Genomic DNA, 22,014 nt, shown 5'->3' with positions numbered 1-22,014 from the left:
CCAACGGGCGACGAGGCTTACGCCGGGCGGCGGGCCGGAAGGAAAACGGAGGCGGTGGTGCCCTGCCCCGGGGCGCTCTCGAAGGTGAGCGTGCCGCCGAGGCGTTCGATGACCGCCCGGGCGAGGAACACCCCCAGGCCGGTGCCCCGGCCGGGCTCTTTGGTGGTGAAGAACGGCTCGCCGACACGGGCCAGCACCGCCGGCGACATCCCGGGGCCGTCGTCACGGATGAGGATCCGCAGGCCGGCTGCGTCATTCACGCCGCTCCGGGACGATTCTACCCCCTGCGGCAGGCCGTCACACCCCCCGTTCGCCCGGGGGGCCGCCCCGCCGACGCAAATCGTGACCGGGCCGCCGTCCGCGGCGAACGCCGCGTTCTGCACCAACCCCCGCAACGCCTGGGCCAGCCGCACCAGGGGAACGTGCAGCGTCGCGGGGGCGGCGGCGTCCGCGGCGACCACCCGCACCGCATCGCGTTCCCGCAGGCCGGTGAGAGTTTCCTCGATCAGTTCCCGCGGCGTGACCTCCGCCGGCGTCTCGCCGACGGCCTCCCCGGCGTCGGCGCTCATGCGGTCCAGGATCGACCGGCAGGCGTTCACCTCCCCGCGGATCAGCCGGACGTCCCGCAGGTTCTTCTCCTCGGCGTCCGGCGACAGCGTTCCGTTGGCCGCCCGTTCGATCCGCCGGCTGACCTCCTTGGATACCACCGCGATCGTCCCCAGCGGGGTGCTCAGTTCGTGGGCGGCGCCGGCGGCGAGCGTGCCCAACGCCTCCAGCTTCTGGGCCCGGGCCAGTTCCGCCTCGACGGCCCACACCCGGGCGTCCCGCTGCCGCACGCGGTCCCGCAGCAGCGTGGCGAAGTACACCACCGTCCCGCTGCACGTCAGGAAGGCCACGAACCGCCCCGCCGTCAGCAGGGAGATCCGGCCGACCTCCAACAGCGGCGGCTGGGCGTGCGGGATGTCCGGCAGCGGGATGTGATCGGTCAGGATGAAGGCGAACCCGCAGACCGCGGCGGCGTTGCAGGCCCAGGCCCAGCGGGTCGGCAGCAGGGCGGCGGCGAGAGCGAGGTTCACGAAGTAGAACCCGTAGAACGGGTTGTTCGGCCCGCCGCTGAAGAACAGCAGCGCCGTCAGCAGGGCGACGTCCAGCAGCATCGCCGCCCCCAGCACCGGCACGACGCCCCGGTCCGGCTCCCCCGGCGGGCCGTGCTCCGGGTTGTTGGTCAGCCACGCCGCCAGGGCGACGTTCGTGCCGGCCGTCAGGGCCACGACCCACAGCAGCGGGACCGGATCGAGGCTCAGCCCCAACCCCCAGCAGACGGCGGCGATTGTGACGAGCTGCCCCGCCGACGCGACCCACCGCAACTGCACGAGCCACGCCGCGGCGTCCGCGTGCGGGCCGGCGTTGGCGTCCCCGGCCCGGGGGCGCCCGGTCAGCGTTCTGAGCCAGCGACGATCGAGGGCGCCGGCGAGCCGTCCGCCCCTCATTCGCCCGCCCCCGCCGTGGCCGTCGTCGTCGCCGGTTGCGGGGAGGCCGCGGAGTCGCCGGACGAATCGTCGCCGGACGGATCGTCGTCGAAGACCTCGTCCAGATCCTCACGGAAGGCCGGCTCGGCCCGGGGGCCGCGGTCGTCTTCGTCGCCGTCGTCCGCGTCGTCGCTGTCCGATTCCCCCGCCGCCTTGAGCCGGGCGAGTTCGGCCCGGGCGCGACGGGCGAGGATGGAGCTGTTCCAGCCGTGCTCCTCCGCCTTCGCCAGCAGGCGCCGCTGGGCCGCGCCCGGCAGACGGGCGACCGCGGCGTGACAGCTCCAGGAGAGGTTCGGCCGGCGGTTCTCCCGCGGCACCCGGCGGGCGACCGATTCGTAACGTTGCAGCAGGCTGGCGGAGATTTGTCCCTCGCAAACCTGGCTGAACATCTCCCCGAAGCGGTCGTCCCCGTCGTTCAGCAGGTCGCCGATCCACCAGGCGGCGCCCTTCTGGCACCACAGGGCAAACCGCAGCGGCCCGGCGAACGCCTCCACGGTGGGCCGGCCGGCAATGCGGACCTCCGCCGGGCCGAACCGGAACGGGCCGAGCGGCAGCGTGTCGGGCTCCTGATTCAAGGCGGACGGCGGCAGGGGGAAAGCGGAGGGGGGGTGAGATTCTAACCGCCCGCCGGCTCCCTTCAGCCTCGTTCCCCGCTTCCACCCTGCGAGGCGGCCACAGCGATGCCGCCGGCCTGCTCCACAACGGTCCGGTCCTCCACTTCGTCCTTCAACAGGCCGTGTCGGCGGAGCAGCCACAGTTCGGGGGTGATTTCGTTGACCATTGCCCCGTTATGGAACAGCCGCACGACCGCCGATTCGCTGACCACCACCGCGACCGCCTTGGTGTCCCGGGTGACGGACGCCGCCGCCATGTGCCGGCTGCCCAAGCCCAACGGCAGGGAGACGCCGGCGCTGCGGGTGTCGAAGTAGCGGGCTCCGTGGCAGACGGTGCCGTCCTCCTCCACGACGAACCCGCCGTCGAGTTGGGCGAGTTCCTTGATCGTCTCCCGCACGTCGTTGGAGGAGATGTGCCGCAGGCCCGCGGGGTGCTCGGAGAGCGGATCGAGGATCAGCGGGCGGCTGACCTGCCGCACCGCGTCGCAGTCGCCGATGGCAAACAGCGTGCCGACTCGGCGGCCCTCGCGGCCCTCGCGGGCGATCTCCACCGCCAGGGTGATGACCGCCGTGAGGGTCTCCGTGGGCACGCCCCGACCCGGGCAGCACAGGCGGGCGATCAGATCGCTCTCGGCAGACATCGCGGCGACCTTCGGACGGGAGCGGGGTCTCCGCCGGAGCCGCGGCTCCGGCGCTGGAAGGAGCGGAGAGGGCGGGATTCGAACCCGCGGTCGGGATGAACCGACGCCGGTTTTCAAGACCGGTGCATTCGACCACTCTGCCACCTCTCCAACACCGGTCGGCTCGAAAAGAGTCGGGGCCGGCGCCGTCGCCGGTGGGCGCCGGCGAACGGGATGCTACGACACCCCCCCGCCCCTGCCAATCGCCGGCCCCCGATGTCCGCCCCCGCCGCAGCCCCCGCCGCCGACGCCTCCGCGCCGGATCAGACCTTCCTCACGGACGTGCTGGCCGGGCTGTCCGGCGATCCGAAGTCGTTGCCCTGCAAATACTTCTACGACGCGGCCGGCAGTCGGCTGTTCGAGGCGATCACCGCCCTGCCGGAGTACTACCCCACCCGCATCGAGGCGGCGATCTTCCGCGATCAGGCGGAGGCGATCGCCCGCTTCGTTGGACCGGGGGCCGTGCTGATCGAGTTCGGCAGCGGGAACAGCGAGAAGTCCCGCGTGCTGCTGGACGCCTGCGGCGAATACGTCGGCGCACTGGCGGCGTACGTCCCGCAGGACATCAGCGGGCCGTTCCTCGAAACCGTCGCCCGGCGGCTGCGGAACGAATACCCCGGGCTCCCGGTGCTCCCGATCATCGGAGACTTCACCCAGCCCGTCACGCTGCCGGACCTGCCGCCGCACCGTCGCCGGGTCGGGTTCTTCCCCGGCAGCACGATCGGGAACTTCGGCCCCGGGGCGGCCGCCAAGGTGCTGCGGACCTTTCACGACGCCGTCGGCCCCGGCGGGGGGCTGATCCTGGGGGCGGACCTCATCAAGGACGGGGCGACGCTCGAAGCCGCCTACGACGACGCCGCCGGCGTCACCGCCCAGTTCAATCGCAACCTGCTCACCCGGATCAACCGCGAACTGGGGGCCGACTTCCCGGTCGACCGCTTCCGGCACGAGGCCCGCTGGAACGCCGAGCAGAGCCGGGTCGAGATGCACCTCGTCGCGGACGCCCCCCGCACCGTGACCGTCGCCGGCCGCCGGTTCGACTTCGCCGAGGGCGAATCGATCCACACGGAGAACAGCTACAAGTTCAGCCGGGAGACGCTGCACGCCCTCGCCGCGGAGGCGGGCTTCACGATCGAAACGATCTGGACCGACCCGCGCGAGCAGTTCGCCGTCGCCGCGATGACGGCTGAGTGACGGCGCCGTAACGCCGAGGCCCCGCGGGGCCTCGGCGTTACGCGGGGAGGGAGGCGACCGCCCGGCAGTTGGGGGTTTCCCACAGTTCCAGCCGGGTGCAACGCACGCCCAGCGGGGCGAGGCGGGCCGGACAGACGCGGGTCAGCAGGTACTCCGCCAACACCTCCGCGGTGGGGTTCGCCGGCAGGGTGAACAGCTTGCAGGGCTCCACCGCCCGCACCGCGGCGATCGCGGCCTCGTCGCCCTCCCACAGGAGGAAGCCGTGGTCCCATTCGCGGTCGATCCAGCCCTTCAGCTCCTCCTTGATCGCCGCGAAATCGACCACCCGGCCGACGTCGTCCAACCCGGTTCCCGACGAATCGAGCGCAGTGACGTGGAACTCCGCGGCGTAGTTGTGCCCGTGCAGGGCCGCGCACTTGCCCTCGTGGCCGAGCAACCGATGCCCGGCGCAGAACTCGATCCGCCGCACGACCGTGAGGTTCGCCCCGCTCACGATTGGTAGGAGGACGAAGCGAGGCTCACCGCAGTCCCCTGCCCGACCGGGACCTTGCGGTAGAAACAGGAGCGCTGCCCGGTGTGACAGGCCCCGCCGCCGGCCTGGTTCACGCGGAGCAGGATCGAATCCTGATCGCAGTCCGTCAGCAGTTCGACCACCGTCTGCACCTGCCCGCTGGTGGCGCCCTTGTGCCACAGTTCCTGCCGGCTGCGGGACCAGTAGACGGCCTCGCCCTTCTCGAGCGTCTGGGCAAGGCTGTCGGCGTTCATATAGGCCTGCATGAGGATCGTCCCGTCCGCCGCGTCGACGGCGATCGCGGGGATCAACCCGTCGGCGTCGAACTTCGGGGCGAACGGGGCGTCGACGGCTTCCAACTCCGGTTTGGAGCCGCGGGGGGCGAAGGTGACGGTCATGGTTCCAGTTTACCGCCCGGGAACCGCGACCGTCAGGGAGCCGGCTCCCTGACGGTCGCGGTTCCGGCAGACTTCAGGCGGAGGCACCTACAACGCCAACTGCTGTTTCACCGCGGCGAACTGCTCCGCGGCGAAGGTGAGGTCGTCGAGCGTGTGGGCGGCGGAGACCTGCGTGCGGATGCGGGCCTGGCCCTTCGGCACGACCGGGTAGCTGAAGCCGATCGCGTAGACGCCGCGGGTCAGCAGGGCGTCGGCGAAGCGGCCGGCGAGGGCGGCGTCGCCGAGCATCACCGGGGTGATCGGGTGCGCGCCGGATAACACTGTCAGGCCGGTCTGCGCCAGGCTCTCCCGCCAGTGCTTCGTGTTCGTTTCCAACGTGTCCCGCAGCGTCGTGTCCGCTTCGAGCATATCCAGCACCGTCAGGCTCGCCGCGACGATCGGCGGGGCGACGGCGTTGCTGAACAGGTACGGCCGGCTGCGTTGGCGGAGCAGTTCCACGATCGGGGCGCTCGCCGCGGTGTAGCCGCCGCTGGCCCCGCCCAGCGCCTTGCCGAGGGTGCCGGTGGTGATGTCGATCCGGTCCGTCACCCCGCAATGCTCATGCGTGCCGCGGCCGGTTTTCCCGAGGAAGCCGGTGGCGTGGCAGTCGTCGAACATCACCAGGGCGTCGTACTTATCCGCCAGTTCGCAGACCGCGGCGAGGTCGCAGATTGTCCCGTCCATCGAGAAGACGCCGTCGGTCGCGATCAACCGAAAGCGGGCGCCCTTCGCCTCGATCAGCTTCGCTTCAAGATCCTTCGGCTCGTTGTTGGCGTAGCGGAACCGCTGCGCCTTACAGAGCCGGATGCCGTCGATGATCGAGGCGTGATTCAGGCTGTCGGAGATCACCGCGTCCTCCGGGCCGAGCAGCACCTCGAACAGCCCGCCGTTGGCGTCGAAGCAGCTGGGATAGAGGATGGTGTCCTCAGTCCCGAGGAACTTCGACAGCCGGGCTTCGAGTTCCTTGTGCTTGTCATTCGTGCCGCAGATGAACCGGACGCTGGCCATTCCGTAGCCGCGGTCGTCCAGCGCCAACCGGGCCGCGGCGAGCACGTCCGGGTGATCTGCGAGACCGAGGTAATTGTTGGCGCAGAGGTTCAGCACCCGTCCGCCCGGCTCGGCGGTCACGCGGGCGTCCTGCGGGGAGTGCAGGACGCGCTCCCGCTTATAGGTGCCGGCGTCGCGGATGCCGTCCAGTTCGGCGGCGACGTGATTGAGGAAGCGGTCGGACGGAGCGGCGATGGTCAATTTCCTTCGGACAGCAGTTCGGCGACGGTCGGCGTCCAACCGTCGAGCGGCGCGGGCAGGGCGAGGCGATCCTGCTCCCGCAGAAAGGTGGGTTCGTCGTCCGGATGATAGAGGACGGCAGTGCGACGGGCGGGGTTCACGACGACGACGCAGAGCACGTCCGCCGCGAAGTACTCGGCGATCTTGCGGAGAATCTCGCCTTGGCGGTTGCTGGGAGAGAGCACCTCGAACACGACTTCCGGCGAGACGTCCGCGTAGCCGCGCGGACGCTGATCCGCGGGGAGCCGCTCATAGCTGTAGAACGCCGCATCGGGACCGCGGACCGTATCGGGGCCCCGCTGGGTAACCACGCCGACCTCGACCACCGGGCGACCGATGTTCTGATTCAGCAGGTACCCCTGCATGAGATACGCGAGCCAAGCAGAAATGGCTCCATGTTCAAACCCGGGCTCGGACAATTCGATCACCCTTCCTTTCACCAGTTCGGACCGGCGGCCGCCGTCGTTGAGCGTCAGAAACTCCTCCGCCGTCAGGAGACGCTCCTCGCCTGTCTCCTGCGGCGCAGTCGATCCGGTCTGCGGCGAGTCCAGCACGTCGGCCATCACGCGTCTCTCCAATCGAGAATCACTTTGCCGCCGCCGGCTTTCATGGCGGCGAAGCCCTCTTCGAACTGATCGTATCGCAGCCGGGAGGTGATGACGGGGGAGACGTCCAGGCCGCTCTGGAGCATCACGGTCATCTGGTACCAGGTCTCGTACATCTCCCGGCCGTAGATGCCCTGGATCGTGAGCATATTGAACACGACCGTATTCCAGTCGATCGCGATCTCCTCGCTGGGGATGCCCAGCATCGCGCACTTGCCGCCGTGACAGAGGTTCGCCAGCAGGTCGCGGAAGGCGGACGGGTTACCGGACATCTCCAGGCCGACGTCAAACCCCTCCTTCATCCCCAGTTCCGCCTGCACGTCGGCGAGGTTCTCCGACAGCGGATCGACGACGCGGGTGGCGCCCATCCGCTTCGCCAGGGCTCGGCGCTCCGGGTTGGGGTCGGTGGCGACGACGAAGCGGGCGCCGGCGTGCCGGGCCACGGCGACGGCCATGCAGCCGATCGGGCCGCAGCCGGTCACCAGCACGTCTTCGCCCAGCACCTCGAAGTGCAGCGCCGTGTGCACCGCGTTGCCGAGCGGGTCGAAGATCGCGGCGACGTCGGTGTCGATGTCGTCGGCGTGGTGCCAGACGTTGGTCATCGGCAGGGAGAGCCGTTCGGCGAAGGCCCCCGGCCGGTTCACGCCCAGCCCGATCGTGTGGGCGCACAGGTGCCGGCGCCCGGCCAGACAGTTCCGGCAGCGCCCGCAGACGACGTGCCCCTCGCCGGAGACGATCTCCCCGGGGTGGAAGTCCGTCACGTTCGAGCCGGTGTCCAGCACCTCGCCGACGAACTCGTGCCCCACGACCATCGGCACCGGGATCGTCTTCTTCGCCCAGGCGTCCCATTGGTAGATGTGCAGGTCGGTGCCGCAGACGCCGGTCTTGTGGATGCCGATCAGCACGTCGTTGGGGCCGATCTCCGGCTCCGGGACGTCTTCGAGCCACAGTCCCGGTTCGGACTTCGCTTTGACCAGCGCCTTCACGGCCTCTCCTCGGTGGGGAACGACGCGTTCGCGGACCGGCGGGCGTGACGGACGAACGGGGAGCCGGCATTCTCGGAGTCCCGCTCCCCCCCGTCCACCCGCCCCCGCTCCCCGGGAACCGCGATGGCCCACCGCACCCTGCTCCGCGGCGGCGACGCCGTCGTTCCCGACGGCTCCGGCTTCGCCGTCCGCCGCGTCGACGTGCTGCTCGACGGCGGCACGCTGCGCATCGATCCGCCCGCCACGGTTCAGGCGGACGAGATCGTCGACTGTTCCGGCAAGCTGATTTTCCCGGGGGTGATCGACGATCAGGTGCACCTCCGCGACCCCGGCCTGACCCACAAGGAAGACCTCCGCACCGGCACCGCCGCCGCCGCCGCCGGCGGGGTCACGACCGTGCTGGAGATGCCCAACACCAAGCCCGCCACCACGACCCGGGCGCTGTGGGAGGCGAAAAACAAGATCGCCGAGGAGAAGGCCTTGGTGAACTGGGGCTTCTACATGGGTGCCACCCCGGACAACCTCGAGGAACTGCAGGCCGCGAACCCGGACGTCACCTGCGGGATCAAGATCTTCATCGGGTCCAGCACCGGCAACCTGCTGGTCGACGCCCAAGAGGCGCTGGAACGCATCTTCGCCGAGACGACGCTCCCCCTGTGCGCCCACTGCGAGGACGAAACGACGGTGCGGCGGAACACGGAAGCCGTGCGGCAACGTCTCGGGGAGCCCCCCTGGCCGATCCGGGTGCACAGCGACATCCGCAACGAGGAGGCCGCGGTCGTCAGCGTGCGGCGGGCGATCGATCTGGCGACTCGGCACGACCACCGCTTCCACGTGTTGCACGTGTCCACGGCGGGGGAGCTGCGGGAGATCGCCCAGGCCGGGCCGCAGATCACCGCGGAGGTCTGCCCCCATCACCTGCTGTTCGATACCGGCGACTACGAACGCCTCGGCAGCTGGGTGCAGATGAACCCCGCGATCAAAAGCGTGACCGACCGGGCCGCGATGTGGCAGGCGTTGGCCGATGGGGAGACGATTCAGGTCGTCGCCACGGACCACGCCCCGCACACGCGGGAGGAAAAGGAGGCCGACTACCCCGCCTCCCCCTCCGGCCTGCCGGCGCTGGAGAACAGCCTGAGTCTGCTGCTCACCCACGGACCGGCCCACGGGGTGACGGTGGAACGCCTCGCCGCGGCGATGTGCGACGCCCCGGCCCGCGTCTGGGGCCTCATCGGCAAAGGGCGCCTGGCGGACGGCTACGACGCGGACGTCTGCGTCGTCGACCCGCACGCGACCTTCACCGTCCGCCACGAGGACCAGTTGACCAAATCGCATTGGAGCCCCTGGCACGGCGAGGAGCTGACCGGTCGGGTTCTGCGGACCTTCGTCGCCGGGCAAACCGTCTATGAGGACGGCGCCGTGCGACGTAAGGTGGCGGGGCACGCGACGGCCGTCCGCTGCGATCACGCCCGCGGCGGATACCACGCCACGCCGGACGGCATCGGCCTCGCCTGACCCCGCCCGCCGGACGCCTGAGAAAGCCCGCCATGACCCGCAAGCTGGCCGTTCTCGCCTGCGGCGTCGCACTGCTCGCCGGCTCGGGCCTCGTGCTCTCCGCCGCCCTCAGCGACGACCCGACCGTCGTCAAACTGTCGCCGACGAAGCGCTACCCCCACGACCCGCGAGCCTTCACGCAGGGCTTCGCCTGGCATGACGGGGTGTTCTACGAGGGCACCGGCCGGTACGGGACCAGCCTGCTCCGCACGGTCGACCTGGAAACCGGCCGCACCGGGGAGTTCCGCAAGCTGGACGACCGGCTGTTCGGCGAGGGGATCTGCGTTCTCGGCGACGAGATCTTTCAGCTCACTTGGCAGAGCGGCGTGGCCTTCGTCTACGACCGCGAAACGCTCACGGCGAAGCGACGGTTCCGCATCGCCGGCGAGGGTTGGGGCCTGACGACCGACGGCGAGCGGCTGATCCTCTCCGACGGCACCGCCAAGCTGCGGTTCCTCGACCCGGCGACCGGCCGGGAGACCGGCTCCGTCCGCGTCGCCCGACTCGGCCGGCCGGTCTCGCAGTTGAATGAGCTGGAATGGGTCCGCCGCCCCGACGGCGGGGCCGAGGTGCTGGCGAACGTCTGGTACACCCCGCACATCGCCCGCATCGACCCAACCACCGGCGAGGTGACCGGCTGGCTGGACGCCTCCGAACTGGTCCGGCTGTCCGGCGTGACGGACCGCGAACAGGCCCTCAACGGCATCGCCTGGGACCGCGACGGCGAACGCCTGCTGCTCACCGGCAAACTCTGGCCCGCCGTCTACGAGGTCCCCTGGCCGGCGCCGAAAGAGTAACGCTCGCTCCTGCGTCCCCCCGGTCCTTCTTCGCCCTCCCCGCTTCGCCGTCGCCGCGAAGCGGCGCGAGCGTTCTCGCGGGGGCGCGCCGCCTATGGCGACGGCGAACCGGGGGGGTTCAGAGGCACAGTTCCACTTCGAGGAACTTCCACGGGTTGCGGCCGTATTCGGCGGCGAGGAACCGCAGCGTTTCCCAGCGGGTCGTGTGCGTGGGGGCCTCGTAGGTCGGTTCGCCCTCGGGCAGGTCCAGCAACAGGTCCTTGCGGATCACCATCGCCCGCACCTTGCGTTGCCGCATCGCCCCGGCGGCTTCGCAGGTCAGCGAGACGAGGTAAATCTCCCCCCGCACCTGCTGGCCGAGGTCTCGCCGCAGCAGTCCGGCGGCGAACCGCTCCGACAGTTCGTTCAACACGGCGTTGAGGTAGAACCAATAGTCCTCCTGCGGCAGCGGCAACGTCGGGTCGGCGGCGGTGGTCCGGCGGGCCGACGCGGTGACGGCGTCCCGGGCCGCGGCGTTGAGGAACACGTCCCCGGCGTTCATCTCCGCCAGCGTGCGAATTCGCAGCGTCCGCGGGCCGGGCTGGCCGTCGGCCTGTTTCTCCGCGGGGGCCAATGAATTGAGACTAAAGTTCACCCGGTCGAAGAACTCTCGCTTGCGCCAGTTCGACTTGGCCCGCCGGTGCCCGAGGAACCAGCCGACCAGCGTGAACGCCGCGGCGGTCAGCAGTTCGATCCAGTGGTTCTGAATCCGCTGGAAGACCGCGTCCAGCACTTGGGAGAGGGCGTCCATCGATCCGGTCCACAGGTGTGACTGTCAGCCCGCTGGAGAACGACTCCTGGCTCGGCTCAGCATAGATCAACGCTTGCGGTTTCGCGGCGTCCGCGGGTGGTTGGGCGCCGCGAAACCGCAAGCGATCGGCGAAAGCTCTTCCCTATGCCTGTCGAAGCCCATTCGACACTCCGTTCACTCCTCGCTCCACCCCTGCTCCCCGATCAGCGGGACGAACCGGCAGCCGCACAGGACCTCCCGCTCGGTCCCGTCCGCGGTTTTGCGGACCCGCAACAGGTCCTGCATGAACCGGTCCCCCACGGGGATCACCAGCCGGCCGCCCTCGGCGAGTTGCTCGACCAGCGCCGGCGGAACGTCCGGGGCGGCGGCGGTGACGACGATCGCGTCGTACGGCCCGTCGTCCGGCGCCCCGAGCGTGCCGTCGCCGGTGCGGAAGGTGACGTTGTCGACCCCGGCGTCCCCCAACGCCTGCCGGGCGGGCTCCGCCAGTTCCGGCAGGCGTTCGACGGTCACGACCCGCCGGCATAACTGGGCGAGGATCGCCGCCTGATAACCGCTGCCAGTGCCGATCTCCAGCACGGTTTCGTCGCCGGTCAGTTCGAGGGCCGCCGTCATCATCGCCACCAGCGAGGGCTGGCTGATCGTCTGCCCGGCGCCGATCGGCCGGGCGGCGTCCACCCAGGCGGTCGAGCGCTGCTCCGGCGGCATGAGCGTCGCCCGATCGACCGCGGCGACCGCGGCGATCACCCGCTCGTCCGTGATCCCGCGGCCGCGGAGGGTCTCCGCGAAGGCGGCGGCTTCGGGGGTCGCGGCGTCGGCAGGCATCGGACGGGACGCACGGGGGGACGGGCGGGCGTCAGGCCAGCTTGGCGCGCTGCCACTGCTTTTCCAAACGCTTTTCGATCACCCCCGGCGGATGGCCCAGGTCCGGCGCCCACAGGCTGACCCGCAGTTCCTCGACCAGCCAGCGGTACGCCGCCACCTTGCCGGGCGGGTTCTTCGGGTCGTCGCAGCGTTCCAGCCGCCGCTCCAACCGTGAGCGATAGGGGCCGAGCCGGTCTTCCCGCTCGCCGTCGCCTTTTAGATCGGCGCTCCGCAGCAGGTCGAACCGCCGGTTCGCCGCCTGCACATAGCGGGGGAACTCCGTCAGGCGGGGCCAGTCGGTGGTCAGGGCGAACCGCGGCGGGGTGAGGGCTTCGATCTGGCTGAGAATGTCCAGAACCGCCTCCTCCCACGCCGGCGGGTGCTTGGCGTCCAGCGAGGCCTTTACCTGCTGGAGCGCCGGCACCAACGCCCCAGCCAGTTCGTTCACCTGCCGTAACGCGGAGGCCCGGCGGGCCTCCGCGGCGCTCTTCATCTTCGCCCACCCCGCGTCGCTGCGGGGCGGTTCGAAGGCAAGCGGATCGTCACCTGGCACCAGCGCCCGGTCGGCGACGAGCAGCCGCAACTCGTCCGCCGTCACGCCCGCTCCGGCCGGCCCGGCGACGTACGCCGGCGGGTCGGCCAGAACCAGCAACCGCCGCAGGCCGCCGCGGGTGAAGTGCGTCGCCTTCTCCGCGGAGTCGAACAGTCGGGCGGAGACCGTCGCGCCGGCGTCGACCAGCGCCGGGTACAGCGTCCGGCCGTTCCCGTTCGCCCCCACGGTGACCGACTCCGGCAGTTCGCCGAAGTCCCACTGGGTGAGGCCGTCGCGGTGGAACCGCTGCTCCGGCGGGGCCGCGGGGGCCAGCAGCGCCTTCTCGCTGCGGCCGTTCATCGGGACGGCGACGGTCGCCGGACCGCCCTCCTCGCCCGCCACCCGCACCGTCATGTGGAGGTGCCGCGGCAACTCGACCGCTTCCAGCAGTTCGACCGGCACCCGCTCCCCGCCGAGGCGCTGGAGCACGCGGGAGAGTTCGTGCAGCAGATCGCCCTCGCCGAAGGTGAGCAGGCCGACGACCTCCTGGGCCGTGTCCGGCACCGGCACGAAGCGGGTCCGCAGGTCCTTCGGCAGCCCGCGGATCAGGGCCGTCACCTTCTCCGCCAACAGCCCCGGCACCAGCCAGCCGAGCCGGGCCGCGGAGAGCCGGTGGGCGTCCCGCCGGTCGACGAGCACCGTGATCCCCTCGGCCGCCTCGTCGTCGCCGACGTCGCCGGGGCGGAGGCGGTATTCGATCTTCGCCTCGGTCCCGGAGAGGTTCAGGGCGTCCGGGTACTGCTTCGCGTCCGGCTCCGCGACGCCAGTTTTGATGAAGGCGCTGCGGTCCATCACCAACTCGTCCCGCTCCGCCTCGCTGGCCTCCTTCAACCACTTGTTGAGGCGGGGCAGGTCCGTGACGAGGTTCGGCAGTTTCTCGTCGTAGAACTCGAACCGGGCCTGCGGGCCGACCAGCAGGTCCGTGCCGCGGGCCTTCGCCTGGAGCCGCTCCGCTTCGAGCTGCATCTGCCGGTTGAAATACAAAAACTCCGGCCCGCCGCTGCCGTCGACCGGGTCGACGCCGGGCAGGTCGTATTCGATCAGGCCGTGCTGGATGAACAGCGTGCGGGCCAGCAGGGCATCGTACTTCGCCAGCCCGGCGGTACGGCGGGGGACGACCGGCAGGCCGTATAGCGTGACCTTCTCGTCGCACTGGGCGGCGCCGCTGTCCGGGTTCCAGCGGGGCTCGCTCCACTCGTACTTCAGCACGTGAGCGGCGAGCGGTTCGATCCACGCCGGGCTGATGCGGGCCGCGGTGCGGGCGTAGCGGCGGCCGGTCTCGACCAGCTCCGCGGCCATCGCCCACTTGGGCTTCTTTTTGAAGATGCCGCTGCCCGGCCAGAGCACGCACTTCACCCCCCCGGCGGCGGTGTACTCCGGGCCGTCGTCCGGCCGGTACATCGCCTTGCCCAGCAGCCCGGCCAATAGCGCCCGGTGGATCGGGTCGTACTTCTCGCCGTCGTGCGACCGCTTCGGCAGCTTGGCGGAGCGGGCCAGGTCCGCCAGTTGCCGGTGCACGTCGCTCCATTCGCGGAGGCGGACGTGGTTCAGAAAGTTCTGCCGGCAGGCTCTCGTCAGCTTGCCGCGGGAGAGCGACTGGCGACGCTCCTGATACCAGTTCCAGATGTTGAGCAGCGTGAGGAAGTCGCTGTCGGCGTCGACGAACTGCTCGTGGGCGGCGTCCGCGGCGCCCCGCTTGTCCACCGGCCGATCGCGGGGGTCCTGCATCTCCAGGGCGCTGGCGATGATCAGCACGTCGTGCAGCACGCCCTCGTCCGCCCCGGCGACGACCATCCGGCCGATGCGGGGATCGACCGGCATCGTGGACAGCGTGCGGCCGAGGTCGGTGAGCGTGTATTCCTCGTCGAGGGCGCCGATCTCCGTCAGCGTTTCGTAGCCGTCCCGCACGCTGGCCGGGCGGGGCGGATCGAGCAGCGGGAACTGGTCGATCGTTCCCAGCCCCAGCGTCGCCATCTGCAGGATGACACCGGCGAGGTTGCTGCGCTGGATCTCCGGCGGGGTGAACTCCTCCCGGCTTTCGAAGTCCTCCTCCGAATACAGCCGCACGCAGATGCCCGGCCCCACGCGGCCGCAGCGCCCGGCCCGCTGGCGGGCGCTGGCCTTGGAGACCGCCTCGATCGGCAACCGCTGCACCCCCGTGCGGGCGGCGTAGCGGCTGATGCGGGCCGTGCCGGTGTCCACGACGTAGCGGATGCCCGGGACCGTCAGGCTGCTCTCGGCGACGTTCGTCGCCACCACCACCCGCCGCCCGCCGGCCGGTTTGAAGACCTTTTGTTGCTCCTTGACGCTGAGCCGCCCGTAGAGCGGCAGGATTTCCGTCGGCCCGCCGCCGGGCAGCCGGCGGCCGCGGAGTACGTCGGAGACGTCGCGGATATCCCGCTCGGTCGGCACGAACACCAGCACGTCGCCGGGGCCCTCCTTGCAGACGTCCGCGACCGCGTCGGCGAGGTGCTCCTCCGGGTCAGGCTGGTTGTCGTGCTCGTCCGGCTCCGGCAGCGGGCGGTAGCGCATCTCGACCGGGTAGGTGCGGCCGCTGACCTCGATGACCGGGGCCGGCTGGAAGCCCTCCGTGCCGGGTTCGCCGGAGCCGAAGAATTCGCTGTAGCGGGCGACGTCGATCGTGGCGCTGGTCACGATCAACCGCAGCTCCGGCCGTTTGGGCAGGAGGCGCTTGAGGTAGCCGAGCAGGAAATCGATGTTGAGGCTGCGCTCGTGGGCCTCGTCAACGATGATCGTGTCGTAGCGGTTCAGGAACCGGTCGGACTGCGTCTCCGCCAGCAGCACGCCGTCGGTCATCAGCTTGACCAGCGTCTTGTCCGTCGTCTGGTCCGTGAATCGCACCTTGTGGGCGACGGTGGGGTTCGACACGCCCAGTTCCTCCCCCACCCGGCTGGCCACGCTGCGGGCGGCGATCCGGCGGGGCTGGGTGTGGCCGATCATCCCCGCCACCCCGCGGCCGAGGTCCAGGCAGATCTTCGGCAACTGGGTGCTCTTGCCGGAGCCGGTTTCGCCGCAGACGACGACCACCTGATTGTCGCGGATCGTCTCCGCCAGTTCGTCCCGTCGCTCCGTCACCGGCAGTTCGCCGGGGTAACTGACTTTGGGAACCGTCGCCTTGCGCTCGTCAAACCGCTCGCCGCTGCGGGTTGCATCCCGCTCGAGCCGTTCGAGGCTCTTCGACAGCGGCTTGCCCGTCTTGGACAGGTGCAGAACCGTGTTCAGGCCGCGTTCGATCGGGAGGCGGTCGGCGACCATCACGCCGGCGTTGAGGCGCTCGACGACGAGGTCGATCCGCCCTTTCACCTCCTCCGGCGGCAGCGTGTCGCCGCCGCCCTGTTCGCTGACGGGGCCGTCTTTCTTCCGCTTGCGGCGGCGACGTTTCTTCGGGGGGGCGTCGCTCATCGGACGGGGATTGTGGGGCGAATCGACGGGCCGGCAACCATGGAACCGCGACCGTCAGGGAGCCGGCCCGGGTGATTCGCGGCCGTGGAGAGCCGGCTCCCTGACGGTCGCGGTTCTAACGGCTCAGTTCGAACGACGCTCAATGCGAGTGCGGGTGGCCGTGGGCGTGGGTGTGCCGCGGGCCGGCCTCCTCGCCCTCCGCGGCGGCGTGGTGGGCGTAACCGTGGGCGAACACCTCCACCGCCGCGGCGACGGCCACGCCGATCAGCAGTGCCGCGGAGAGGCTCAGGCGGTCGTGGGAGTGGAACTCCAACTCCGGCAGCAGGTCTGACAGGGAGATGCACAGGAAGGCCCCCGCGGCGATCGACATCGCAGTTCCGGTGACGAGGTGCTCCGCCGGCGAGGCCCCGGCCAGCAGGTAGAAGCCGATCGCCCCCGCCGGTCCGATCGCGGCGAACAGCAGGTTGATCGCCCCCGGATGCCGCCGGGTCCACGACCCGCCGGGGGCGGTGCGGGCGAGGGTCATCACGGTGACGGCGTCCAGCGGTTTGTGCAGGGCGATCGCGAGGAACGCCCCCAGCCCCGGCAGCGCCCCCAGCCCCAGCGTCCCCCCGCCACCGTGCCCGCCCCGCACCGCCGCGGCGAGGGCCGCCCCGTCGATCAGGGCGTGCACGCCCAGCCCGAACGCCGCCCCGGCCCAGCGGGCGGCGCTGGGGTGCGGATCGTGGTGCGGGTGCCCGCAACCCTCCTCGCCCCCCTCGTGCTCCACCACCGAGGGCGGTTCGTGCGAGTGGAACGGGGCGAACCGCAGGAGGAAGAACATCCCCAGCAGGCCGGCGGCGACCCCCCACAAGGCCGGCTCGATCCGCCCGAAAGCCGCCGCGGCGTGCGGGATCAGGCCGAACAGGGCGACGCCCAGCATCAGCCCGCCCACGCAGCTCATCGCCAACTGGAGCCGCAGGTGGGTCAGCCGCACCCGCCCCGGCAGGGCCCCGCCGGCGACGCTGGCAACGCCGACGGCGAGCGCGTAGACGCACAGGACGGCGAACTCGGAGGCGCCCGCCCCGGACAGGAGGGCCGGGGACACGGCGACGGGGGGCATTGCGGGCGCGACGGCGTCGGGAACGGCCCACCATCATGCGATCCGCCCCCCGCTGCGGCAACGCCGCCCCCTGTCGAGACCGCCAATCGCTCCTAGAACCCCCGCGATTCCCCGTCCCGCTCCCGAAGCGCCCGCCCATGCCCGGCTTCCTCATCCTCGGAGCGAGCAGCGACATCGCCGCCGACCTCGTCCGCCGTCTGCACGCCGCCGGTCATCAGTCCCTGCTGGCCGCCCGCGATGTGGATCGATTGGCGGACCTCGCCGCGGAGACGAACAGCGAAACGGTCGCCTTCGACGCCGCCGACGGCGCCAGCGTGCAGGCCGCGTTCGACGCCGCCAAAGAGCGGTTCGGCCCCTTCCAGAACGGCGAGGGCTTCGCCGGGGCCGCGAACATGGTCGGCTCCTTCCTGATGAAAGCCGCCCACCTCACCAGCGACGAGGAGTGGAGCGACACGCTCCGCACGAACCTGGACAGCGCCTTCTACTGCGTGCGGTCCGCCGGCAAGGCGCTGCGGGACGGCGGCAGCGTCGTGCTGATGGGCTCGGTGGCGGGGCGGATCGGGGTGCACTCCCATGAGGCGATCGCCGCCGCGAAGGCGGGGGTCGCCGGGCTGACTCGCTCCGCCGCGGCGACCTACGCCCACCGCGGCCTGCGGTTCAACTGCGTCAGCCCTGGCCTGACGCAAACCAAACTCACCGAGCGCATCTGGAAAAGTGAACCCGCCGCGGAGGCCTCCCGCGACATGCACGCCCTGCACCGGCTCGGCGAACCCGGCGACGTGGCCGCCGCGGTGGCCTTCCTGCTGGACCCGGCCCACGACTGGATTACCGGCCAGGAGATCGGCGTCGACGGCGGAATGAGCGCCGTTGTCGTGAAGAATCAGAAGCGCAGCTAGCGTTTGCCTATTCCCTAGGCCCGTCACGCTTTCGCACGACCGCTTGAGTTTTCGGGGGGGTTCCCGAAACTGCCGGGATGCTCTCCGAATCCGGTTGCCGCCAACGCCGCGCCAAACTCTGGGCGCGGCTGCCCGAATCGATCACCGCCGCGATCGTCGCCGATCCGCGGCACGTCAGCTACCTGACGAACTTCCGGGTGCAGCCCCTGTCGTTCAGCCGGGACGAGCGGGCGATTTTGCTGCTCGAACGCGACGGCGGCTCCGCCGACCACGACGGCGCCGGCAAGGCCACCCTCGCCGCGGATAACTTCACCGCCAAGTCCGCCGACGGCGAAGCCTTCTACGACTCCCTGCTGGAGGTCCCCTGGTACGACCACGTTCACAGCGTGACGAACCGGGACCACGCCACCTTCGCCGCCCTCGCCAAGCGGGGCTCGATCGGCGGCAAGACTCTGCTGGAAGCGGAATGGTGCCCCGCGATGGTCGGGGAAGTCTGCCGGGACAGCCTGAAGACCGACGCGGAACTTCACTTCCAGTGCCCCGCCACCGGCGAACGGGTGAGCCTGGGCACGCTGCTCCGCGATCTGCGTCGGCAGAAGTTGCCGGACGAAATCGAGTGTCTGAACTGGTGCATGCGGGCCGGCGACGCCGGCCACGCGAAAGCCTTCGAGGTGATCCGCCCCGGCGTGACGGACCTCGAGGTCTACAACGCCGTCGCCACGGCCTGCAACGAGGTCGCCGGCCGGCCGGGGATCGTCTACGGCGACTGGCGCTCGACCCGCCGGGGCCGCGGCAAGGCGGGCGGGCTGCCCGTCGGCGAGACGCTGGAGCAGGGCGACCTGTTCATCCTCGACTACTCCTTCGTCCTGCACGGCTACCGCAGCGACTTCACGAACACCTACGCCGTCGGCGAGCCGTCCGCCCGGCAGCGGGAGCTGTTCGACGCCTGTCACTCCGCCCTGAAAGCCGGCGAGGGCGTGCTCAAGGCCGGGGCGAAGGCCAGCGCCGTCTACGACGCCTGCAGCGGCGTGCTGGTGGACGCCGGCTTCGGCAAACTGTCCCACCACGCCGGCCACGGCCTGGGCATGGGCCACCCGGAGCCGCCCATCGAGGTGCCCGAGAGCCGCGACGAACTGCGGGAGAACGACGTCGTCACCCTCGAACCCGGCAGCTACCACGACGACATCGGCGGCGTGCGGGTCGAGCATAACTACCGCATCACCGCCACCGGCTACGAGCGGCTCAGCAACCACCGCATCGCCCTCACCCGATGACGGGCGACGCCGGCGATCCGCTCGGGTGGGTCGCGGAGGAACTGGGGCGTCTGGACCGCGAGGGCCTGCGGCGCCCGACCCGCGTCTGCCGCACCCTGCCCGGCGGCCGGGTGGAGATCGACGGCCGCGAGCTGTGGAACTTCGGTTCGAACGACTACCTCGGGCTGGCCTCGCGGACGGTTCCCGTAGCACCGACGCCCCGCGGGGCGTCGGCGTTACCTAGCGGCGCCACCGCCTCCCCCGCGGTCGTCGGCCGCTCGCCGGAGATCGCGGAGTTGGAACGCACCATTGCGGAGTTCGAGGGAACCGAGGACGCGGTCGTCTTCCCCACCGGGTACGCGGCGAACCTCGGCACGGTCTCCGCCCTGACCGGGCCGGGGGACGTCGTGTTCCTCGAACGGGACTGCCACGCCTGTTTGGTCGACGGGGCGAAGCTCGGCGGCGGCAAGCTGCGGGTTTGGCGTCGGGCGGGGCCGAGGCCGAAGGGCAGCGACGGGTTCGACACGCGAATTCCGGTGGCCCAGGCGAAGCTCGAACACGCACTCCGGAAGGCCGCCAACACCCGGCGTCGGTGGATCGTCGCGGACGGGGTGTTCAGCATGGACGGCGACGTTGCGCCGGTGCCGGCCCTGCTGGCACTGGCGGAGAAGCACGATGCAGTCGTGATCCTCGACGAGGCTCACGCGACCGGGGTCTACGGCGACGCCGGCCGCGGCGTCGCCGAGCGATTCGGGGTTCCACCGGATCACCCCCGGCTGATTCGCACCGGCACACTATCCAAGGCGGTGGGGACCGCTGGCGGGTTTGTCAGTGGATCGCGGGGGTTGTGCGACTACCTCCGTCACGCCGCGAAATCGCACATCTTCAGCACGGCCCTGCCCCCCGCGGCGGCGGCGGCGGCGGCGGCGAACCTCCGGTGGATCGCGTCCCCCAAAGGGGTCGCGGCACGAGAGCGATTGAAGGATTCCGCCGCTTACGTCGGGCGCCGGGTGAGGATGTGCCTCGGGATCGGCCGCGTCCTCGGCAGCGACGGGAGCCCCATTCTGCCGATCCTGTTCGACAGCCCCGGGGCGGCCGTGGCCGCATCCGCGACGTTAACGGACGCCGGCTTCTTCGTCCCGGCGATCCGCCCGCCGACCGTCCCCCGCGGCACGAGCCGGCTGCGGATAAGCTTCTCCGCCGCTCAACTCGACGATGCCGTCGGCGAGCTCACGAACGTTCTCTGTTTCGCATTGAAAGACGCCGCGTGAGCGACGCTGTTCCCGATTTCATTCGCGCCGGATTCCCTGACGGCGCGAAGTTTCACACGTTCGCGCCGCCCGTCGGCGACGGCGAAACGGGGGGGGCTTCCCCGCGGATGGCCTACGTCGAGGCTGGCGAAGGGTCACCCGTGCTGTTCGTGCATGGGAATCCGACGTGGTCTTGGATGTACCGGCGGGCGCTGGGCGCCGTGGCCGGGTCGCACCGGGCGATCGCCGTCGACCATGTGGGCATGGGCCGCAGCGACAAGCCGGCGGAGTACCCCTACCGCTTGAACCAGCACGCGGAGAACCTGCTGGCGCTGGTCCGGAAGCTCGACCTGAACGACGTCACCCTCGTCGTGCATGACTGGGGCGGGCCGATCGGGCTGCTGGCCGCGGTGCGGGAGCCGGGGCGGTTCTCGAAGCTGGTGATCTCGAACACCGCGGCGTTCCGCAGCGAGCGGATGCCTTGGCAGATCGGCCTGGCCCGCTCGCCGATCGGCGGGTTTCTGCTGCGGGGGCCGAACCTGTTCGTCCGCGGTCTGATGAAGGACTGCGTCGTTCACCCGGACCGCATCACGCCGGAGACCCGCCGCGGGTATTTCTGGCCCTACGGCAGTTGGGCGGACCGCGTCGCCCTGCACCGCTTCGTGCAGGACGTGCCGACGGCGCCGGGTCATCCCAGCTACGCCCATCTCGTCGAACTGGAGGAGGGCCTGCCCAAACTGACCGACAAGCCCACGTTGCTGCTCTGGGGCGAAGACGACTGGTGCTTCGGCAAACCGTTCCTGGCGGAGTTCCAACAGCGAATGCCCCACGCGGACACCGTCGCCCTGCCGGCGGGGCACCTCGTGGTGGAGGACGAACCGGAGCGCTACTGTCGGGCGCTGGCGGACTTTGCCGGGTGAAGCCGTCCGAGCCCCGACCGTCAGGGAGGGGCCGATGACCCGCGTGCGAACGCCTGAGGGGGTCGAGAGTGGCCCGCGACCGTGAGAACGGCCGCCTCCCTGACGGTCGGGGCTCAGAAGTTACGCCGCCGGCGGTTCGATGCCGAAGTCGCGGACGGTGAACAGGCTTTTCAATGGGACGCCGGCGGCTTCGAAGGCGGCGTCGCCGCCCTGCAGGCGGTCGACGATCGCGACCACGCCGCAGATTTCCGCCCCGAACTCCCGCAGGCGCTCGATGGCCTTCAGGCTGGAGCCGCCGGTCGTGACGACGTCCTCCACGATCAGGACCCGCTGCCCGCCCTGCAACGGCCCCTCGACGTAGCGGCCGGTGCCGTGGCCCTTCGCTTCTTTGCGGATCATCGCCCCGACCAGGTCGGTGCGGTCCGAGAGGCAGAGCACCCCGCCGATCAGCGGGTCGGCGCCGATGCTCATCCCGCCGACGGCGTCGTACTCCCAGTCCGCGGCGAGTTCCAGAAAGCCGGCCGAGATCAGCCGCAGCCCCTCGGCGTGCAGGGCGACCTGCTTGCCGTCGAGGTAATGAGAACTCTTCTGCCCGCTGGCGAGCGTGAAGTCGCCGAACTTCAACGCCCGCTCGAGGATCAGGGCGTGGAGGGCGTCTTTGTCGTAGGTGGCAGGCACAATTCCAAGACCAAGAAATCAAGAACCAAGGGATGACGGGCGGTCGCAGGCC

At 70.7% G+C, this 22,014-nt stretch carries 20 protein-coding genes and 1 tRNA gene; 7 read left to right on the top strand and 14 right to left on the bottom strand.

Annotated features, from left to right (window positions below; all coding sequences use genetic code 11):
* Positions 1-17: 17 nt before the first annotated feature.
* The 4 genes from CA12_RS14545 to CA12_RS14530 form a co-directional block, all read right to left on the bottom strand.
* Complete coding sequence (locus CA12_RS14545) at positions 18-1,490, bottom strand: ATP-binding protein (protein WP_145359765.1); 1,473 nt, start codon at positions 1,488-1,490, stop codon at positions 18-20.
* Positions 1,487-2,104 carry a hypothetical protein gene (locus tag CA12_RS14540; RefSeq protein WP_145359764.1) on the bottom strand — a complete coding sequence of 206 codons (618 nt, stop codon included), beginning with the start codon at positions 2,102-2,104 and terminating at the stop codon, positions 1,487-1,489. Before CA12_RS14540 ends, CA12_RS14545 begins: the two co-directional genes overlap by 4 nt.
* A 62-nt stretch (positions 2,105-2,166) precedes the next feature.
* Positions 2,167-2,784, bottom strand: a complete 618-nt coding sequence (locus CA12_RS14535; protein WP_145359763.1) for a DNA integrity scanning protein DisA nucleotide-binding domain protein — start codon at positions 2,782-2,784, stop codon at positions 2,167-2,169.
* A gap of 63 nt (positions 2,785-2,847) precedes the next feature.
* Positions 2,848-2,934, bottom strand: a tRNA-Ser gene (locus tag CA12_RS14530).
* A gap of 105 nt (positions 2,935-3,039) precedes the next feature.
* Here CA12_RS14530 and egtD point away from each other — a divergent pair.
* Positions 3,040-4,017 (top strand): L-histidine N(alpha)-methyltransferase, encoded by a 978-nt coding sequence (gene egtD / locus CA12_RS14525; RefSeq protein ID WP_145359762.1) that lies wholly within the window; start codon positions 3,040-3,042, stop codon positions 4,015-4,017.
* Between the two features lie 37 nt (positions 4,018-4,054).
* Here the strand turns inward: egtD and CA12_RS14520 are convergent, their stop codons facing one another.
* From CA12_RS14520 to tdh, 5 genes are all read right to left on the bottom strand, one after another.
* Positions 4,055-4,510: a 6-pyruvoyl trahydropterin synthase family protein gene (locus CA12_RS14520; protein ID WP_207622011.1), complete on the bottom strand. Its 456-nt coding sequence runs from the start codon at positions 4,508-4,510 to the stop codon at positions 4,055-4,057.
* Entirely contained in the window at positions 4,507-4,926 is a 420-nt protein-coding gene (hisI, locus tag CA12_RS14515) for a phosphoribosyl-AMP cyclohydrolase (protein WP_145359761.1), read from the bottom strand. The genes CA12_RS14520 and hisI overlap by 4 nt, the downstream gene beginning before the upstream one ends.
* A gap of 87 nt (positions 4,927-5,013) precedes the next feature.
* Positions 5,014-6,213 (bottom strand): glycine C-acetyltransferase, encoded by a 1,200-nt coding sequence (locus CA12_RS14510; protein WP_242687918.1) that lies wholly within the window; start codon positions 6,211-6,213, stop codon positions 5,014-5,016.
* On the bottom strand, positions 6,210-6,815 hold the full coding sequence (locus CA12_RS14505; RefSeq protein ID WP_145359760.1) for a Uma2 family endonuclease: 606 nt from the start codon (positions 6,813-6,815) through the stop codon (positions 6,210-6,212). Before CA12_RS14505 ends, CA12_RS14510 begins: the two co-directional genes overlap by 4 nt.
* Positions 6,815-7,843, bottom strand: coding sequence for an L-threonine 3-dehydrogenase (gene tdh, locus CA12_RS14500; protein ID WP_145359759.1), 1,029 nt, complete (start codon positions 7,841-7,843; stop codon positions 6,815-6,817). Before tdh ends, CA12_RS14505 begins: the two co-directional genes overlap by 1 nt.
* Before the next feature lie 123 nt (positions 7,844-7,966).
* On the opposite strand from tdh, the gene CA12_RS14495 reads away from it, so the two are divergent.
* Together CA12_RS14495 and CA12_RS14490 are read left to right on the top strand one after the other, a co-directional pair.
* On the top strand, positions 7,967-9,358 hold the full coding sequence (locus tag CA12_RS14495; protein WP_145359758.1) for a dihydroorotase: 1,392 nt from the start codon (positions 7,967-7,969) through the stop codon (positions 9,356-9,358).
* 32 nt (positions 9,359-9,390) lie between these two features.
* On the top strand, positions 9,391-10,194 hold the full coding sequence (locus CA12_RS14490; RefSeq protein ID WP_145359757.1) for a glutaminyl-peptide cyclotransferase: 804 nt from the start codon (positions 9,391-9,393) through the stop codon (positions 10,192-10,194).
* Positions 10,195-10,312: 118 nt separating this feature from the next.
* Here CA12_RS14490 and CA12_RS14485 read toward each other — a convergent pair whose 3' ends face one another.
* The 4 genes from CA12_RS14485 to CA12_RS14470 form a co-directional block, all read right to left on the bottom strand.
* Positions 10,313-10,984 (bottom strand): hypothetical protein, encoded by a 672-nt coding sequence (locus tag CA12_RS14485; protein ID WP_145359756.1) that lies wholly within the window; start codon positions 10,982-10,984, stop codon positions 10,313-10,315.
* Positions 10,985-11,158: 174 nt separating this feature from the next.
* Positions 11,159-11,809: a protein-L-isoaspartate(D-aspartate) O-methyltransferase gene (locus CA12_RS14480; protein ID WP_145359755.1), complete on the bottom strand. Its 651-nt coding sequence runs from the start codon at positions 11,807-11,809 to the stop codon at positions 11,159-11,161.
* Positions 11,810-11,840: 31 nt separating this feature from the next.
* Positions 11,841-15,863, bottom strand: a complete 4,023-nt coding sequence (gene hrpA, locus CA12_RS14475) for an ATP-dependent RNA helicase HrpA (protein ID WP_145359754.1) — start codon at positions 15,861-15,863, stop codon at positions 11,841-11,843.
* Between the two features lie 139 nt (positions 15,864-16,002).
* Entirely contained in the window at positions 16,003-16,965 is a 963-nt protein-coding gene (locus CA12_RS14470) for a ZIP family metal transporter (protein WP_145359753.1), read from the bottom strand.
* Positions 16,966-17,102: 137 nt separating this feature from the next.
* Here CA12_RS14470 and CA12_RS14465 point away from each other — a divergent pair, with 137 nt between their 5' ends.
* The 4 genes from CA12_RS14465 (at position 17,103) to CA12_RS14450 (ending at position 21,284) form a co-directional block, all read left to right on the top strand.
* Complete coding sequence (locus CA12_RS14465; RefSeq protein WP_145359752.1) at positions 17,103-17,861, top strand: SDR family NAD(P)-dependent oxidoreductase; 759 nt, start codon at positions 17,103-17,105, stop codon at positions 17,859-17,861.
* Between the two features lie 77 nt (positions 17,862-17,938).
* On the top strand, positions 17,939-19,135 hold the full coding sequence (locus CA12_RS14460; protein WP_145359751.1) for a M24 family metallopeptidase: 1,197 nt from the start codon (positions 17,939-17,941) through the stop codon (positions 19,133-19,135).
* The gene (locus CA12_RS14455) at positions 19,132-20,385 is read left to right on the top strand and encodes an aminotransferase class I/II-fold pyridoxal phosphate-dependent enzyme (protein WP_145359750.1); all 1,254 of its coding nucleotides are present in this window, start codon (positions 19,132-19,134) and stop codon (positions 20,383-20,385) included. The genes CA12_RS14460 and CA12_RS14455 overlap by 4 nt, the downstream gene beginning before the upstream one ends.
* 140 nt (positions 20,386-20,525) lie before the next feature.
* Positions 20,526-21,284: an alpha/beta fold hydrolase gene (locus CA12_RS14450; RefSeq protein WP_165700773.1), complete on the top strand. Its 759-nt coding sequence runs from the start codon at positions 20,526-20,528 to the stop codon at positions 21,282-21,284.
* Positions 21,285-21,404: 120 nt separating this feature from the next.
* On the opposite strand, the gene pyrE is transcribed toward CA12_RS14450, so the two are convergent.
* Positions 21,405-21,962 carry an orotate phosphoribosyltransferase gene (gene pyrE, locus CA12_RS14445; RefSeq protein ID WP_145359748.1) on the bottom strand — a complete coding sequence of 186 codons (558 nt, stop codon included), beginning with the start codon at positions 21,960-21,962 and terminating at the stop codon, positions 21,405-21,407.
* Positions 21,963-22,014 lie beyond the last annotated feature (52 nt).

The sequence above is a fragment of the Alienimonas californiensis genome (genome assembly GCF_007743815.1).
GTDB lineage: Bacteria > Planctomycetota > Planctomycetia > Planctomycetales > Planctomycetaceae > Alienimonas > Alienimonas californiensis.
This window is presented reverse-complemented; position numbering and strand designations above follow the sequence as displayed.

Excerpts from the sequence above, each read along its gene's own strand:
- CA12_RS14535 (WP_145359763.1), bottom strand. The coding sequence starts at position 2,784 with ATGTCTGCCGAGAGCGATCTGATCGCCCGCCTGTGCTGCCCGGGTCGG.
- hrpA (WP_145359754.1), bottom strand. The coding sequence starts at position 15,863 with ATGAGCGACGCCCCCCCGAAGAAACGTCGCCGCCGCAAGCGGAAGAAA.
- CA12_RS14455 (WP_145359750.1), top strand. The coding sequence starts at position 19,132 with ATGACGGGCGACGCCGGCGATCCGCTCGGGTGGGTCGCGGAGGAACTG.
- CA12_RS14480 (WP_145359755.1), bottom strand. The coding sequence starts at position 11,809 with ATGCCTGCCGACGCCGCGACCCCCGAAGCCGCCGCCTTCGCGGAGACC.
- CA12_RS14460 (WP_145359751.1), top strand. The coding sequence starts at position 17,939 with ATGCTCTCCGAATCCGGTTGCCGCCAACGCCGCGCCAAACTCTGGGCG.
- CA12_RS14505 (WP_145359760.1), bottom strand. The coding sequence starts at position 6,815 with ATGGCCGACGTGCTGGACTCGCCGCAGACCGGATCGACTGCGCCGCAG.
- CA12_RS14495 (WP_145359758.1), top strand. The coding sequence starts at position 7,967 with ATGGCCCACCGCACCCTGCTCCGCGGCGGCGACGCCGTCGTTCCCGAC.
- CA12_RS14470 (WP_145359753.1), bottom strand. The coding sequence starts at position 16,965 with ATGCCCCCCGTCGCCGTGTCCCCGGCCCTCCTGTCCGGGGCGGGCGCC.
- CA12_RS14465 (WP_145359752.1), top strand. The coding sequence starts at position 17,103 with ATGCCCGGCTTCCTCATCCTCGGAGCGAGCAGCGACATCGCCGCCGAC.
- egtD (WP_145359762.1), top strand. The coding sequence starts at position 3,040 with ATGTCCGCCCCCGCCGCAGCCCCCGCCGCCGACGCCTCCGCGCCGGAT.
- CA12_RS14490 (WP_145359757.1), top strand. The coding sequence starts at position 9,391 with ATGACCCGCAAGCTGGCCGTTCTCGCCTGCGGCGTCGCACTGCTCGCC.
- hisI (WP_145359761.1), bottom strand. The coding sequence starts at position 4,926 with ATGACCGTCACCTTCGCCCCCCGCGGCTCCAAACCGGAGTTGGAAGCC.
- CA12_RS14545 (WP_145359765.1), bottom strand. The coding sequence starts at position 1,490 with ATGAGGGGCGGACGGCTCGCCGGCGCCCTCGATCGTCGCTGGCTCAGA.
- CA12_RS14485 (WP_145359756.1), bottom strand. The coding sequence starts at position 10,984 with ATGGACGCCCTCTCCCAAGTGCTGGACGCGGTCTTCCAGCGGATTCAG.